This window comes from Flavobacterium sp. RSSB_23, from assembly GCF_051547145.1.
Classification (GTDB): domain Bacteria; phylum Bacteroidota; class Bacteroidia; order Flavobacteriales; family Flavobacteriaceae; genus Flavobacterium.
On sequence record NZ_JBPTTO010000006.1, the window covers coordinates 127,543 to 141,772 of the forward strand.

Consider the following 14,230-nt stretch of genomic DNA (forward strand, 5'->3'; position numbering starts at 1 on the left):
ATACCAACAAGCTTTTCTATACGACAAAAAGGATGTTTTTTGCTACGAACCGCTTTTGATAAATTATTTTTCATTCAACGGACAAATCGACTATTCTATCTAGCAAAACAAGGCACTTATCTATCTCTTTTTTTAATACCACAAATCGAAACTAGATTTGCCCCAATAGATAATGATATGAGATTTTTAAAAATTGTCACGGTTCTTTTTTTGATAAGTACACAAATAAATTCAGCACAAACACTGCTCACTCCTTACTTAAATGTAAAAACTGAACCAACCAAAAAAACAACGGTTACAACTAATGCATTTGGAATTACATTAAAAAAAAATTGGTCAAAGAACAACGAGATTGAAAACAATATGAGCTATACGAAAACGAATATTAATCAAGAATCAAATGCCTATTCGTTCAAGAACGATAGTGAGTATTCAAGTATTGAAAATCGATTAGTATACAGCCGAAAAGTGAATGACCATTTTCAACTACGAGCTAAGGTCATCACAGCCTTTAATTATGACGAAAAAGCAAGCTGGAATGACTTTCTTTTATTAGGAGGAATACTGATAGATTATAAAATTAATCCTCATCACAGTCTGAGTGGAGGAATACTAAGGAGTACAGCATTAGGCACCCCAAAAATCCTTCCTTCATTTACCTATCACTTTCAAGTGAATGACAAACTAAAAGCGGCAATTGGTTTTCCAGAAAGTCAAATATCTTATTCAAATAACAGCCGAAATGTATTCTTTTGGAACCATTCTTATGAAGGGAATCAATTCAATACCAACAATGGAACTGGAACATTTACTTTTTCACAAATTAATTCGAGCCTCAACTATGAACGTCAAATCGATGAGAGATGGAAGGCCAATTTTAAGTGTGGCTATTCCTTTCAAAAAGAATATAAAACTACCTCTTCACTAAATAATTCAATTTCATTACCCATAAAAGATGGCTATTTACTGGCTATTGGTCTACAATACAAACTTTAATAAATACTTAATTCTATGAATAGCTTTAAAACAAAAATTCTATTAGTAACTGTAATTTGCAGTTTATTTTTTATTGGATGTTCGAACGACGATGACGATGATGATTTGATGGGAAACTGGATAAAAAGATCCGCTTTTGATGGTCCTGCTCGATCCAGTGCTACATTTTTTGTCATCGACACTTATGCTTTCATCACAACAGGTTACACGGGAGATGATTACTTAAAAGACCTATGGGCGTACAATTCCGAAGGTGATTATTGGGAACAAAAAGCAGATTTCCCTGGTGTTGGTAGAAGTTCTGCATCGGCATTTGATTTGAACGACAAAGGCTATGTAGGTCTTGGTTACGATGGAACGAATCGCTTAAAAGACTTTTACGAATACAATCCACAAACCAATACTTGGTCACAGAAAGCTGATTTTGCAGGAACCGCTAGATACGGTGCTGTAGGATTTCAAGTAGGCGGAAAAGCTTATTTTGGGACTGGATATGATGGAAACCATTTAAAGGACTTTTATCAATACAATGCTACCACAGATTCTTGGACCTTAGCCAATGGCTTTAGCGGAAATAAAAGACGTAACGCCACTGTTTTTATCATTGACGATAAAGCATATTTAGGAACAGGAATCAATAGTGGCGTTTATCAAACAGATTTTTGGGTTTTTGACCCCGCAACCGAAGTTTGGACAAGAAAAAGAAACCTTGATGATGACGAAGACGATCACGATGATTATACCATTGCCAGAAGCAATGCTTCGAGTTTCTCTATGAATGGATTGGGCTACATTGCAGTTGGCGAAAATGCAAAATCAATTTGGGAATACAATCCAAGCACTGATATTTGGAAAGAAAGAACTTCTCTAGAAGGTTCAGGAAGAACGGATGCTATTGGTTTTTCAATCAATCAAAGAGGTTTTGTATTATTAGGAAAATCAGGGACTTCATATTTTGACGACACTTGGGAATTCAAACCTTTAGAAGAACAAAACGATGATGATAATTAATGTTTTAACTAAAAACTGCTGGCAAAATGGTCAGCAGTTTTTAAAAATAAAGTATAAAAATGGCATTCTAGCCTTAGTATTCGCATTTTTTCTGTATGCTTGTAGCCCAAAAAAAGAGTACCAACTCGAAACAATAAAAGTCAATAATGGCTGGGGCTACACCATAACACTTGGTGACAAAACCATCATCAAACAAACTATTATACCGGTGATTAGTAAAGAAAAAAGTTTTGAAACCGAAAAAGATGCCCTAAAATTAGGTACTTTGGTTCTCGATAAATTAAATCATAATCTGTCGCCAACAATAACTAAAAAAGATATTGTTTTATTAGCCATAAAAATCTAGCATGAACCTCAATATTTTAAAAAACAACACCTCAAACAGCTTTCTAGTTCAAGGCTTGATTTGGTGTTTTTTTATAATAGTTTCTTTAGCTCAATTTTATGAAGGGCCATTTCATATCAACATTGATTTTTATCTTCAATGGTTTACCGGAATACTTTTGTTTTATTTTAACTATACTTATTGCGTGCCACAGCTTTTACTTCAAAAGAAGTACTTTGCCTATTTTTTTATTCTTTTCACAATTATAACCCTTTTCACGAGTATAAGAATCTTATACTTTATCCCTGAATTTCAAATGGATTTTCAAGATAAAGGCATTCAAAACATAATAAAAATAACAAACGGCCGAGAGATTCCTAGAATGAAGAAACCGCCTCTTTTTTTCAAAATCCTTCCCTCTTTATTCTATATTCTATTAACTGCAATTAGTACTATTATCAAAATATTATCGGAGTACTATAGCAATCAACAGAATAAACTCATTGCCGAAGCTCAAAAAAACGCCTCTGACTTAATCTATTTACGCAAACAAACCAATCCCCATTTTTTGTTCAACTCGCTTAATAGTATTTATTCGTTAGCTCATAAAAAATCGGATTTAGTACCTGATGCTATAGTCACCCTTTCGGAACTTATGCGCTATATGCTCTATGAAACCGACAATAAATATGTTTTTCTGGAAAATGAAATCAACTATATCAAGAATTATATAGATTTGCAGAAACTGAGGCTAAATAATATCGAAAACATCACAATAAATGTTCACGGAGACACCAAAAACAAATTTATTGAACCCTTGTTATTGATTTCATTTATTGAAAATGCTTTTAAATACGGAACCGATTACAAAGGGGCTGCTTATGTCAAAATAAGAATTTCGATTGTGGACAACGATTTGGATTTTTTCGTAGAAAACAAAGTAGAAAAAATAACTATCGACCCTAAAAATTCAGGTATAGGTTTGTCTAATATCGAAAGTAGATTAAAACTTTTATATCCCAATTCCCACAAGCTCACTATTAGTGAAACGGGAAATAAATACACTGTTCATTTGAGTTTACATCTGGATAAAATCCAAAATTAATTGAAGAAAATGACAAAGATTAAATGCGTAATTATTGACGACGAACCTCTAGGAGTAGAATTACTTCAAGACTTTGTGTCGAAAATTGATTATTTAGAACTCGTAACCACGTTTTCAAACGCCATTGATGCTTTGGCAAAAATAAATACACTACCAATTGATTTGATTTTTTTGGACATAGAAATGCCTCATTTTAATGGAATTGAATTCATCAACGCATTAGAAAAAAAACCAATGATTATTTTCACCACCGCATATTCTAATTATGCAGTAGAAGGCTTTAATCTTGGCGCAGTTGATTATTTAGTAAAACCCATTCCGTTTCATCGTTTTTTAAAATCTGTTTCGCGAGCCCAACAATTGTTTCTACCAGTACAAGCACCAATAAACCAAGCGCCTTTATCACAACCAGAAGTAGAGCACGATTTTATATTTGTTAGAGCTGAATATGAGAATGTGAAATTAAACTTTGATGATATTTTATACATCGAAGGATTAAAGGATTATGTAAAAATTTACACTACCGATAAAAAGTTTACGTTGACACTAACGAGTTTAATAAAATTAGAAGGGTTGCTTTCTCCAAAAGGATTTGCGAGAACTCATCGTTCTTACATCATCAATATCAAACATATTAAATCCATTCAGAAAAATAAAGTAATGATTACTGACAAGCGAATTCCAATTAGTGAAGGCTATAAAAACGAATTCTTTCAGCGTATCAATCTATAATTCGTTTTCCTCTTTAAACCAGCTTGAGTACATCACGTAATTATTAGAAATACGTTCGATTTCGCCAGCAAAATCAGATTGATTGATATCTTTTACTTTTTTGGCAGGAACTCCAGCAAAAATTGTTCCCGAAGGCACCACTGTATTTTGAGTAATTACGGAACCCGCTGCCACAATTGCATTGCTCTCGACAACACAATTATCCATTACGATAGCTCCCATTCCAATTAAAACGTTGTCATGAATTGTGCAACCATGCACAATTGCATTATGACCAATTGAGACATTGTTTCCAATTACTGTTGGATGCTTTTGGTAAGTACAATGTATTACTGCTCCATCTTGAATATTGACTTTATTTCCAATCGAAATTGAATTAACGTCTCCTCTTATTACTGCATTAAACCATACACTACAAGATTCACCAAAGGAAACTTCACCAACTATAGTTGCATTTTCAGCGACATAACAATCGTCAGGAATTTGCGGTGATTTTCCATTTACAGCTTTAATCAACATAACTTGAAATTTGAAGAAATTAATTAATTGCAGGACAATTACATTCGTATTTTTCTCGCTTACAAAACAGGTTCAAACCTAGCGTAATTTGATGATATCCACCATTGTCAAAACGAACAGCACCAGCTACCTGCGAATAAGTATAAGCTATCATAAAGTTGTTATAATTTAAACCAACTATAGGGCTAAAAAATTGTAGTTTTTGTGTAGCAACACTATTATTCTTAACATATTCAGCGCCATCCAAAGTTCTACGATAAGACAATCCTCCCCATAAGCTACCAAAATCCAGATTCTTGTATGCTTTCAAGTTAATATCGATTGTTTTTTCTTGAGTTTTTTCAGTCAATTGAAATAAAACTGATGGCTCCCATAAAACTCGCTCTTTGTTACCAAAAACATAACCTGCACTCAACAAGTATTTTCTCAAATTATCACTTTCATAGACACTGTAAATTTCTCGTCTGGTCTCAACTACATTTTTAATTGTTCCATGAGCATAGAAATTTAAATAATTGTAAGAAGCACCAAAATCAAAATTCAGATAGGAATCACGTTGTACAATCGTTCCATTAATATTCGGGTCAAAATCTCCTGAGTTCAAAAACTCGGTTTCATCCAACTGACTTTGGATTACTCCTGCACTCAATCCGAAAGACAATTGATTCAAATCTATTTCATCACGAGAGAATAACAAATGATAGGCATAAGACACTTTTAATCCTTTTTGAGAATGGTAGCCATTTTTATCATTAAAAACAATAATTCCAGCCCCTGCTCTATCCGATACACGACCATTAAAACTTAAAGTTTGCAATTGTGGTGCATCTTCTTGTCCAAACCATTGCTTACGCGCCGTTAAACGCACCTTAGCACAATTAGCAGCACCAGCCATAGAAGGGTGAATCAAGTAATAATTGTCAGATAAATAATCAGAATAAACAGGAATACCTTCTTGTGCATTGGCAAAGCCTATTACAAAAAGAACAAGACTTAAAAACTTAATTTTTGTATACATTTAGAAATACTATTAATGAAATTGATAGACCAGAAACAAGACAAATGAGTGGAGTTCCTGCTTATTATTCTTGTTTTTATCAATTAATCTTATAAAAAACCAAATATAGGTATTAGTAGAAAATAACTTTAGTAATTTTGCAAAAAATAATAAGCCATGACAAAAATAACTATAAAGGAAACCCAAAATCCAACAATATTGAAATTCGAATTTCCAGATTTCATTACACAAAATGAAAACTATGAATTCAAGAACATAGATGAGACCAAAAACTCTCCTTTAGCCCAACAATTATTCTATTTGCCATTTGTAAAAACAGTGTATATTTCAGGGAATTTTATTGCTATAGAACGCTTTAGCATTGTAGAATGGGAGGATGTAAAAGATGCTGTTGCAGAACAAATCGAGAAATTTGTCAATGACGGAGGAACAATCTTAACCGTTGACGAAAATAAAAGTAAAAAACAACCTATCACGGTATACGGAGAAACGACTCCAAACCCTGCAGCATTAAAATTTGTAGTAAGTAGAATGCTTACCAAAACTCCTGTAGAATACAAAAACATTGACCAAACCTCCTCTTCCCCTTTGGCACAAGAATTATTCAAATTTCCGTATGTTAAAGAGGTTTTTATTGACGAGAACTATGTTTCGGTGACAAAATACGAAATCAACGACTGGCAAGAAATTACCTTAGAACTAAGAACTTTCATCAAACAATTCATTGAAAATGGAGGAACAGTTATCGACGAATCGCTTTTGGATATTGCATTAAAAGACGAAAAGGTAAAAGATGCAAACTTTGACAGCCTTGACGAAACGTCACAAAAAATCATCAACATTTTAGAAGAATATGTAAAACCTGCTGTAGCAGCCGATGGTGGTAATATTGTTTTTGATTCTTATGACGACCAAACTGATACTGTAAAAGTAATGATGCAAGGAGCTTGCAATGGATGTCCTTCTTCAACTTTCACTTTAAAAAGCGGGATTGAAAACATGCTAAAAAGCATGTTGAATAATGACAATATAAAAGTAGAAGCAGTATAATTTCAGTCTACATCACATTAGGCGTCTCAAATGAGGCGCTTTTTTTATTTCCAAAATATCTAAATAGTTAATTTTCAGTTATTTTAAAACCAAAAAATAAAATTTTTAATAATAAATTGTTTATCATTGTAATACTAATTTTAACTATCAAATACCATGGGAGTAACATCGTTTTTTAAAAATCTATTTGGATCAGCAAAAGAATCTGCATCAGAATTAGCTAAAGAAGCAGAATCTACTTTTGAAGAAGTAAAAGAAGCCGCAGCACCTCATATCGATAGTGCCATTAAGTTTGCAGATGAATCCTTAGAAAAGGTAAAAGAGACCTCTGCACCATACTTTGAAAAAGCAGAAAAATTCGCAGACGAAACTATTGATAAAGTTACTACAGCCGCTGCTCCTGTTATTGAAAAAGCAGAAGAGTATGCCAATCAAGCCAAAGAAACCATCAGTGAATATGCTGATAAAGCTGAAACAGCTATAGGAGACTTGGTTGATCAAGTAAAAGAAAAAACTTCAGCAGCAACAGAGAAAGCAGCAGAAGATGTAACCGAAAAAGCGGAAGAAGTTAAAAAAGACGTAGATGATACTACTAAATAAATTCTAAAAAATTGTACTTTTGCATATCACCAAACCTTCTCATTGAGAAGGTTTTTTTTAATTAAAAAACAGGTATTATGGAAGTAAACCCAAACCAATTAACCAATTACGCTTCGCTACTTTGGAATGCAGTTCTTGATTATTCTCCAAAAATCATATCGGCATTTGTAATTCTAATTGTCGGTATTTACGCTATCCGATTAATCACTCGGTTGATCAAAAAAATAATGATTAAAAGAGAACTAGATCCTACACTCACAAAATTTTTAGCTGATATTCTGATTTGGGCATTGCGAATCCTTTTGTTTATTGCTTTCATATCGAAGCTTGGCGTAGAAACCTCTTCTTTTGTTGCCATCTTAGGAGCTATGGGATTGGCCGTTGGTTTATCACTTCAAGGCTCTCTTTCTAATTTTGCGGGAGGAATGTTGATTATTCTTTTTAAACCCTTCAAAGTTGGCGATACTATCGAAGCTCAAGGTCAGATTGCTACGGTCTTAGAAATTCAAATTTTTGTGACTAAACTAGTGACCGCAAACAATCAAACCATTTTTATCCCCAATGGAATTTTATCCAACGGGACTATTATCAATTATTCGACACAAGGACAACGCAGAGCTGACTTGACCATCGCTATTTCGTATGAAACAGATATTAAGAAAGCTAAAGAAATTATAGCAGAAGTTATGCGAAGCAACCCAAAAGTATTGACTACCCCTGCACCAGAAGTTGGCGTGAAAAACTTAACTGATAACGCCATTCAACTAGCGGTGCGCCCTTGGGCTAAAAATGAAGATTTTGGTGCTGTTTTTTCAGAAACTTTAGAAAATTGCAAACTAGCTTTTGATGCTGCTGGTATTGTAATCCAACCCTATATTAGAGAATCATCAGCTCAAAACTAATATTACTTTTTGGTAGTAATCATAAAATCTTTCAAGTAAAAAGGTTCAAAATAAGCGACATCTACGGTGTCGCTTTTTTGATATTTCTCAAAACTCAAAGCACTCATTTCTTTAGCAGAAGGATACTGAATCCCTTCTAAAAAGACAAAATTAGGAGCGGAAAGTACCGTTTTACATTTTTCATTGCAATCCCCAATAAAATAGAGGGTCTCTTTACTATCGGCAAACGAATTTTCAGTGATCACTTCGGCTTGGATGGCTCTCTTCTGATCATAATTGGCATCAAAAATAGCACTGTATACTTCCATTCTTCTGGCATCAATCATTGGAACTATACAACCATCGGTTTGCTTTACTTGTCTAGCTAAAGTTTGCAAGGTATCAATCGCAATCAACGGTATATCCAAAGCATAACACAAGCCCTTGGCCGCCGAAACACCAATTCGTAATCCAGTATAAGACCCAGGACCTTGACTCACAGCAATGGCACTAAGGTCTTGAAATGCAATTCCTGCTTCTCGAATTATTTCTTCAATAAAAACGTGTAAGCGTTCGGCGTGAGAAAATCCTTCCTCAGCAATTTCTTTGCATATAAGCGTACTCCCATCTTTTGCCAAAGACACGGAACAATTCTTAGTAGCTGTTTCAATATTTAATAAGTATGCCAAAACGTAAATTGTATAAACTTAAAAAATCACAATCTTTTTTTACGATTGTGATTTTTTAAGTTGTTAGACTATTATTTTATTTCTTTCCTTCTTTTGCATTGTCTGTTTTCAAAGAGACTTTGTCGCCAGAATTGAGCTCTTTAGAAACCGTTGTGTAAGGCCCTGTAATGACCACATCTCCTTTTTTCAATCCCGAAAGCACCTCAATATTGGTATCATCCTGAATACCTGTTTTAATAATTCTGATCTTCGCTTTGTTTCCTACTTTTACAAAAACACATTCGAATTTTTTATCGCTTTTCGGTTTAGATTTTTCGTCATTAGGATCCTCCACTTTAATTTCTTTTACCGCAGCCGTATCTGATTTTACCACAACTGAACTAATTGGCACAGTTAAGATATTCGATTTAGTATTGGTAATAATATCAACTGTAGCAGTCATTCCAGGTCTAAAAGGGGAATAAGTACTTGGCTTACCTTCTAATAAATCTTGATAAGACTCTTTCAAAATTCTAACTTTTACTTTAAAGTTAGTCACCTGATCAGCCGTTAAAGTGGAACTCGCCGAATTTGAAATACTAGTCACTACCCCTTTGAATTGCTTTTTCAAATAGGCGTCTACTTCTACGTTCGCTTTGTCACCAACCTTTATTTTTACAATGTCATTTTCGTTTACATCTACTTCAACCTCCATATTGTTCAAATTGGCTACTCGTAAAATCTCGGTTCCTGCCATTTGTTGCGTTCCCAAAACACGTTCTCCTAATTCTACATTCAATACAGAAATAGTACCATCAGCAGGCGCATAAATAGTGGTTCTGCCTAAGTTATCTTTAGCTTCAAGGACTGTAGCAGAAGCACTCTGTACGTTGTAATAAGCATTTTGCTTATTGGCTTTGGCCACTTCAAAAGAAGCTACCGCTTTGTCCCAATCTGCTCTTGAAATAATACCTTTATCATACAATGATTTGTTTCGGTCATAATTGGCTTTGGCTTCTTTGTAAGAAGCTTCAGATTGGTTTAAACCTGCTTTGGTTCCTGACAAGTTGGATACTGTTCTGTTGTAACTAGAGGTGTATAAATCTGGATTTATTTTAACCAATAAATCTCCTTTTTTCACCACTTGTCCCTCTTTTACATTCAATGCAATAATTTCTCCAGATACTTCAGAAGATATTTTCACTTCAATTTCGGGTTGAATCTTTCCAGTAGCAGAAACGGTTTCTACAATGGTAGATGCAGCCACATTGGCAATTTCAATTTCGGTTCCTTTATCTTTATTTCCAATTACTCCCGATTTGGAAAGCCCTACTAAGGTTCCTATTAAGACAACGGCAACGGCTAAAAGTATATAAATAGTTTTCTTAGACATAATGTATTAGTTTTTTAAGATTGGAATTCCAAAATAGAATTCGAGTATTTTAATTTTAAAGATATAGTCGTATTTGGTTCTGATTACTTCAGATTGAGCATTGGTCAACAATGTTTGCGCTTGGTTAAAATCGAAGGAATTCATCATCCCCACCGCATAACGCTCTTTAGCATAATTGAAAGCTTCTTGTCTTGACTCTAAAGCAACAACAGCCGACTCGTGTGTTTTTAAAGCTCCTTTAGCATCGGTAAAAGCAGTATACACATTTCTTTGTAAATCTAATTCTTGTTGTTCTAAAGCTATTTTAGATTTTTCTAAATTGACTTTGTTACGCTCAACATTATTTTTTACTGACCAACCATTAAAAATAGGAACAGAAAGTTGTAAACCAAATGCTTGTCCTTTATTGTCTTTAAATTGATCCCAAACAGAATCTGGTCCTCCTAAAACAGGAATATTATTTGGTTTCAAAACAATTTGATTGGTTCCCTCAACAAAACCAATTCTTGTCGTTGGGTCAGAAGGATCAATTCTAGATCCAACTATTTGGTCGGAATAAGCAGCCCTTGTATTAAAATTATAAAATCCTTGCAAAGTGGGTTGAAAAGCTCCTTTGGCAATCGCCACATCTTTCTCGGCTATTTCTAGATTCGTTTTTGCAATTTTCAACTCAGTTCTAGTTTCTTTAGCTTTATCGTAAATAGTGATAACTGGTTGCCCTAAAATATTATTTTCATCTTTAAGAGAAGTATTATCTATAACATCAAAGTCATAAAACTCCTTTAATTGCAACAATTGCGCTAAACTTAACTTCGAAATCAATAAGGCATTTTCTGCTGTAACTACATTTTGATTATTAGTTGCAACGGTTGCTTTTATGTCTAATACATCGCCTCTTGGAATAGAACCTGCTTTAACTAATTCTTCTGAACGGGTTAATTGCTTTTCGGTAATGGCTAGTTGCTCCTTTTGAACTTTTAAATTTTCTTTATTGAATAAAACTTGCAAAAAAGCGTTGGCTACATTCAAAGCAATATCCTCTTGCATTTTTAGCAATTGGTATTTAGAAGCCACAATAGCCAAATTAGCTCTTCTGAGGTTGTTTTGGTTTTGTAAGCCTTTGTAAATATCCACGCCTACTGTAGCTCCTAAAGAAGAGAATTGTGTGGTTTGATTTTCTAAAAGTCCTGTCGTTATATTTTGGTTCAAACCAATATTCCAAGAGTGGGAAGCATTAGCATTTACAGAAGGTAAAAAATTACCTTTAGCTCCTCTTTTATTGATATCAGCAGTCTTTGTGTCTAGCTCGGTGTTTTTGATAGAAATATTATTTTCTATCGCATATTTTACACACTCTTCTAAAGTCCAGGTTTTAGTTTGTGCAGTTCCAACAACGGAAGCGAACAAAAAGAACACTAAACTTAAATAATTATTTTTTTTCATAAATCGGGAATGAAAGTGCAACAAATATACTGCACAAATTTAACATTTTTTCAAAATTAGCAACTAGTTTGTGGGGCTTAATTACGGCTTGGGCTCTTCGGTTAACAATCCTTGATTCCATACTTTTATTTTGTCTGTAGCCTTAATTCCGCTTTTTATCTGAACATAAATTCCATCGCTTACACCCAAAACCAAATCTTTACGAACAAATTTTTGGGGTCCTGTTTGGACTTCAACATAAGGTTTCTGAGTTTTTTTATCAAATTGGACTAACGCTTCTTTGATAGCCAAAACTTTATCGGCTTTTTCCAAAATAATAGAAGCGTTTGCGCTTAATCCTGCTCTAATAAAGGTGTTATCGCGATTGGTCATTTTGGCTTTGATTTCAAATTGAATCGCGCCATTTTCGGTTTTTCCTTTTGGAGCAATGTAATTCAAAACTGCATCGAATTTTTTATTTTCGATAGCACCAACAGTAATCTCAATTGGCAAATTTTCTTTTATTTTACCCACTTCAGATTCGTCGATTTTACCAACAAAAATCATTCTTCCAACATCGGCTACACTTGCAATAGTCGTTCCTTCATTGAAATTGTTACTTTCAATAACTTGATTTCCTACTTTAACAGGGACATCTAATACCATTCCGTTAACGGTAGAACGAATCAAAGTGTTCGCATAGTTACCCATTCCAGATGTAGTACCTGTTTTTACGATATCGTTGCTTTTTTTAGCTGCAACATAGTTTTGTTTTGCTTGTTTATATGCTACTTGAGCAGCGTCAAAATCATTAGCAGAAATCACACCTTTGTCGAATAATGTTTTTTGCCTTTGGAATAATTTTTCTTGGTTATCCAAATCGATTTTTGCCGTTTGTACTTGATTTTGAGTGTTATTCAAAGTAGAAACATTCGCTACTACTTTAATTTTAGCAATCAAATCGCCAGCTTTAATCGTTTCGCCAGCTTTAATGTATACTTCTTCAATAATTCCAGAAATATTTGGCTTAATCAACACCTCTTCATCAGGAACGATATTACCTGTAGCGATAGTTGTTTTTACAATAGTCTTATTTTCTGTTTTATCGGTTTGAAAAACTACCGGTGGCTCCTGATTTTTAGTATACAAGTAGTACAAAGCGCCAAAAAAAACTAGTGCTATTACGACTAATACAGTTATAGTTATTCCTTTTTTCATTGTAAATATGGTTATTCGGTTATTATTTATTCGGTTCTTAATGCATCTACAGGTTTTACACGAATGGCAGTTTGCGCTGGAATAAATCCTGCAAGTAACCCTGAGCCAATCAAAATGAGTAGCGCAAAAAACACTACTGCTAAATCTACACTTGGATTCGCAAACATCATATCATCACTCGGCATGCTATCCAAAACAAAATTCAAGACCCACAATACTCCTGTCGCCAATGCAATACCAAACATTCCTGCCATAATAGTCAAGAAAATAGCTTCGGTTAATATTTGTGTTCTTATGGCTCCGGGTGTAGCTCCAAGAGCTCTTCGTATTCCTATTTCTTTGGTTCGTTCTTTTACTACAATTAGCATAATATTAGAAATTCCAATCACACCAGAAAGCAATACCAAAGTACCCACGAAATAAGCAATGAATCTCAAAATAGCAAAGAGACTTTGTACTTTACTAAACTCTGCATACAAGTCAAAATTACCAATAGCACGATCGTCAGCTGGATTTATGGAGTGTCTCCCTTTCATAAACTCCAAGATTTTCGGCTTTAAATCCGTAATTGAAGCGCCATCATTCGCCGTTAGTGCCATCCAACCAACCGTATCTCCAAAATTGAAAGCTTGCTGAAAAGTCGTAAAAGGAATGAAGATTTTTTTCTGTTCTTCCTCTCCTCCACCTCTATTGTTGGACTTTGATTTATACACACCAACAATCATAAAGTTGACCCCATTGATTTTTATATATGTCCCAATTACTTCTTCAACTGGAGTATATAGTTCTTTGATTACACCTTGACCTATAACTGCAACTTTTCGCTTTAAGGTAATATCTTGTTGGTTCAAAAATCGCCCTTTTGGAATATCCATAGGCTCTTGATTTATCAACTCTGGATAATCCCCGTAAATAGTATAAGCCGCTGTTTTGGTACCGCGAACCACATTATTTGCTCCCTCAAAACCACCTAACTGATTTCGTGGTGAAACATATAACAAATCAGGAAAATTCTCTTTTAGCGCTGCAACATCAGCATTTTTAAAATTAAATTTTCGGTTAGCCGGCAACCCTTTATAAGGTTTTGAAGCGGTTTGTGACCACATAAACATTGTATTGGTTGCAATACCATCAAAGCCTTTTTTTACTCCGTTTTCTAAACCATTTCCAGCTGCAAGCAAGATTACCAAAATAAAAATCCCCCAAAACACACCAAAAGCCGTCAGAATAGTTCGGAACGTATTGGCCGTCAATGCTTCTAAAATCTCATTCCATTTATCTCTATCAAACAT

General features: G+C 34.2%; 15 protein-coding genes. 8 read left to right on the forward strand and 7 right to left on the reverse strand.

All coding sequences use genetic code 11. The features are described from left to right. Positions 1–177: 177 nt before the first annotated feature. The 5 genes from ACSVH9_RS11055 (at position 178) to ACSVH9_RS11075 (ending at position 4,169) form a co-directional block, all read left to right on the forward strand. A complete protein-coding gene (locus ACSVH9_RS11055) occupies positions 178–996 on the forward strand; it encodes a DUF6268 family outer membrane beta-barrel protein (RefSeq protein WP_438063762.1) in 819 nt (272 codons plus the stop codon). Between the two features lie 15 nt (positions 997–1,011). Then, positions 1,012–2,007: a Kelch repeat-containing protein gene (locus ACSVH9_RS11060; protein ID WP_438063763.1), complete on the forward strand. Its 996-nt coding sequence runs from the start codon at positions 1,012–1,014 to the stop codon at positions 2,005–2,007. Beyond that, positions 1,994–2,353 carry a DUF4907 domain-containing protein gene (locus ACSVH9_RS11065; RefSeq protein WP_438063764.1) on the forward strand — a complete coding sequence of 120 codons (360 nt, stop codon included), beginning with the start codon at positions 1,994–1,996 and terminating at the stop codon, positions 2,351–2,353. The genes ACSVH9_RS11060 and ACSVH9_RS11065 overlap by 14 nt, the downstream gene beginning before the upstream one ends. A 295-nt stretch (positions 2,354–2,648) precedes the next feature. Continuing rightward, positions 2,649–3,437, forward strand: coding sequence for a sensor histidine kinase (locus ACSVH9_RS11070; protein ID WP_438063765.1), 789 nt, complete (start codon positions 2,649–2,651; stop codon positions 3,435–3,437). 9 nt (positions 3,438–3,446) lie between these two features. Continuing rightward, the gene (locus tag ACSVH9_RS11075) at positions 3,447–4,169 is read left to right on the forward strand and encodes a LytR/AlgR family response regulator transcription factor (RefSeq protein ID WP_438063766.1); all 723 of its coding nucleotides are present in this window, start codon (positions 3,447–3,449) and stop codon (positions 4,167–4,169) included. Here ACSVH9_RS11075 and ACSVH9_RS11080 read toward each other — a convergent pair. Together ACSVH9_RS11080 and ACSVH9_RS11085 are read right to left on the reverse strand one after the other, a co-directional pair. Further along, positions 4,164–4,688, reverse strand: coding sequence for a gamma carbonic anhydrase family protein (locus ACSVH9_RS11080; protein ID WP_438063767.1), 525 nt, complete (start codon positions 4,686–4,688; stop codon positions 4,164–4,166). The two genes, ACSVH9_RS11075 and ACSVH9_RS11080, sit on opposite strands and share 6 nt — an antisense overlap. A gap of 19 nt (positions 4,689–4,707) precedes the next feature. Further along, entirely contained in the window at positions 4,708–5,706 is a 999-nt protein-coding gene (locus tag ACSVH9_RS11085) for a PorP/SprF family type IX secretion system membrane protein (RefSeq protein WP_438063768.1), read from the reverse strand. Positions 5,707–5,862: 156 nt separating this feature from the next. Here ACSVH9_RS11085 and ACSVH9_RS11090 point away from each other — a divergent pair, with 156 nt between their 5' ends. The 3 genes from ACSVH9_RS11090 (at position 5,863) to ACSVH9_RS11100 (ending at position 8,258) form a co-directional block, all read left to right on the forward strand. Further along, entirely contained in the window at positions 5,863–6,756 is an 894-nt protein-coding gene (locus ACSVH9_RS11090; protein WP_438063769.1) for a NifU family protein, read from the forward strand. Positions 6,757–6,912: 156 nt separating this feature from the next. Beyond that, positions 6,913–7,356, forward strand: a complete 444-nt coding sequence (locus tag ACSVH9_RS11095) for a YtxH domain-containing protein (RefSeq protein ID WP_438063770.1) — start codon at positions 6,913–6,915, stop codon at positions 7,354–7,356. 77 nt (positions 7,357–7,433) lie between these two features. Beyond that, positions 7,434–8,258: a mechanosensitive ion channel family protein gene (locus ACSVH9_RS11100; protein WP_438063771.1), complete on the forward strand. Its 825-nt coding sequence runs from the start codon at positions 7,434–7,436 to the stop codon at positions 8,256–8,258. Between the two features lie 2 nt (positions 8,259–8,260). Here ACSVH9_RS11100 and tsaB read toward each other — a convergent pair whose 3' ends face one another. The 5 genes from tsaB to ACSVH9_RS11125 form a co-directional block, all read right to left on the reverse strand. Next, positions 8,261–8,926 (reverse strand): tRNA (adenosine(37)-N6)-threonylcarbamoyltransferase complex dimerization subunit type 1 TsaB, encoded by a 666-nt coding sequence (tsaB, locus tag ACSVH9_RS11105; RefSeq protein WP_438063772.1) that lies wholly within the window; start codon positions 8,924–8,926, stop codon positions 8,261–8,263. A gap of 76 nt (positions 8,927–9,002) precedes the next feature. Next, on the reverse strand, positions 9,003–10,298 hold the full coding sequence (locus tag ACSVH9_RS11110; RefSeq protein ID WP_300976927.1) for an efflux RND transporter periplasmic adaptor subunit: 1,296 nt from the start codon (positions 10,296–10,298) through the stop codon (positions 9,003–9,005). A 6-nt stretch (positions 10,299–10,304) separates the two neighbouring features. Next, positions 10,305–11,741, reverse strand: coding sequence for a TolC family protein (locus ACSVH9_RS11115; protein WP_438063773.1), 1,437 nt, complete (start codon positions 11,739–11,741; stop codon positions 10,305–10,307). A gap of 81 nt (positions 11,742–11,822) precedes the next feature. Continuing rightward, the gene (locus tag ACSVH9_RS11120) at positions 11,823–12,938 is read right to left on the reverse strand and encodes an efflux RND transporter periplasmic adaptor subunit (protein ID WP_298296900.1); all 1,116 of its coding nucleotides are present in this window, start codon (positions 12,936–12,938) and stop codon (positions 11,823–11,825) included. Between the two features lie 26 nt (positions 12,939–12,964). Beyond that, a complete protein-coding gene (locus tag ACSVH9_RS11125) occupies positions 12,965–14,230 on the reverse strand; it encodes an ABC transporter permease (protein WP_300976925.1) in 1,266 nt (421 codons plus the stop codon).

What these genes read in the sequence shown, in the direction of transcription:
- ACSVH9_RS11055 (WP_438063762.1), top strand. Translation starts at nt 178, where the DNA reads ATGAGATTTTTAAAAATTGTCACGGTTCTTTTTTTGATAAGTACACAA.
- ACSVH9_RS11060 (WP_438063763.1), top strand. Translation starts at nt 1,012, where the DNA reads ATGAATAGCTTTAAAACAAAAATTCTATTAGTAACTGTAATTTGCAGT.
- ACSVH9_RS11065 (WP_438063764.1), top strand. Translation starts at nt 1,994, where the DNA reads ATGATGATAATTAATGTTTTAACTAAAAACTGCTGGCAAAATGGTCAG.
- ACSVH9_RS11070 (WP_438063765.1), top strand. Translation starts at nt 2,649, where the DNA reads ATGGATTTTCAAGATAAAGGCATTCAAAACATAATAAAAATAACAAAC.
- ACSVH9_RS11075 (WP_438063766.1), top strand. Translation starts at nt 3,447, where the DNA reads ATGACAAAGATTAAATGCGTAATTATTGACGACGAACCTCTAGGAGTA.
- ACSVH9_RS11080 (WP_438063767.1), bottom strand. Translation starts at nt 4,688, where the DNA reads ATGTTGATTAAAGCTGTAAATGGAAAATCACCGCAAATTCCTGACGAT.
- ACSVH9_RS11085 (WP_438063768.1), bottom strand. Translation starts at nt 5,706, where the DNA reads ATGTATACAAAAATTAAGTTTTTAAGTCTTGTTCTTTTTGTAATAGGC.
- ACSVH9_RS11090 (WP_438063769.1), top strand. Translation starts at nt 5,863, where the DNA reads ATGACAAAAATAACTATAAAGGAAACCCAAAATCCAACAATATTGAAA.
- ACSVH9_RS11095 (WP_438063770.1), top strand. Translation starts at nt 6,913, where the DNA reads ATGGGAGTAACATCGTTTTTTAAAAATCTATTTGGATCAGCAAAAGAA.
- ACSVH9_RS11100 (WP_438063771.1), top strand. Translation starts at nt 7,434, where the DNA reads ATGGAAGTAAACCCAAACCAATTAACCAATTACGCTTCGCTACTTTGG.
- ACSVH9_RS11110 (WP_300976927.1), bottom strand. Translation starts at nt 10,298, where the DNA reads ATGTCTAAGAAAACTATTTATATACTTTTAGCCGTTGCCGTTGTCTTA.
- ACSVH9_RS11115 (WP_438063773.1), bottom strand. Translation starts at nt 11,741, where the DNA reads ATGAAAAAAAATAATTATTTAAGTTTAGTGTTCTTTTTGTTCGCTTCC.
- ACSVH9_RS11120 (WP_298296900.1), bottom strand. Translation starts at nt 12,938, where the DNA reads ATGAAAAAAGGAATAACTATAACTGTATTAGTCGTAATAGCACTAGTT.
- ACSVH9_RS11125 (WP_300976925.1), bottom strand. Translation starts at nt 14,230, where the DNA reads ATGTTTGATAGAGATAAATGGAATGAGATTTTAGAAGCATTGACGGCC.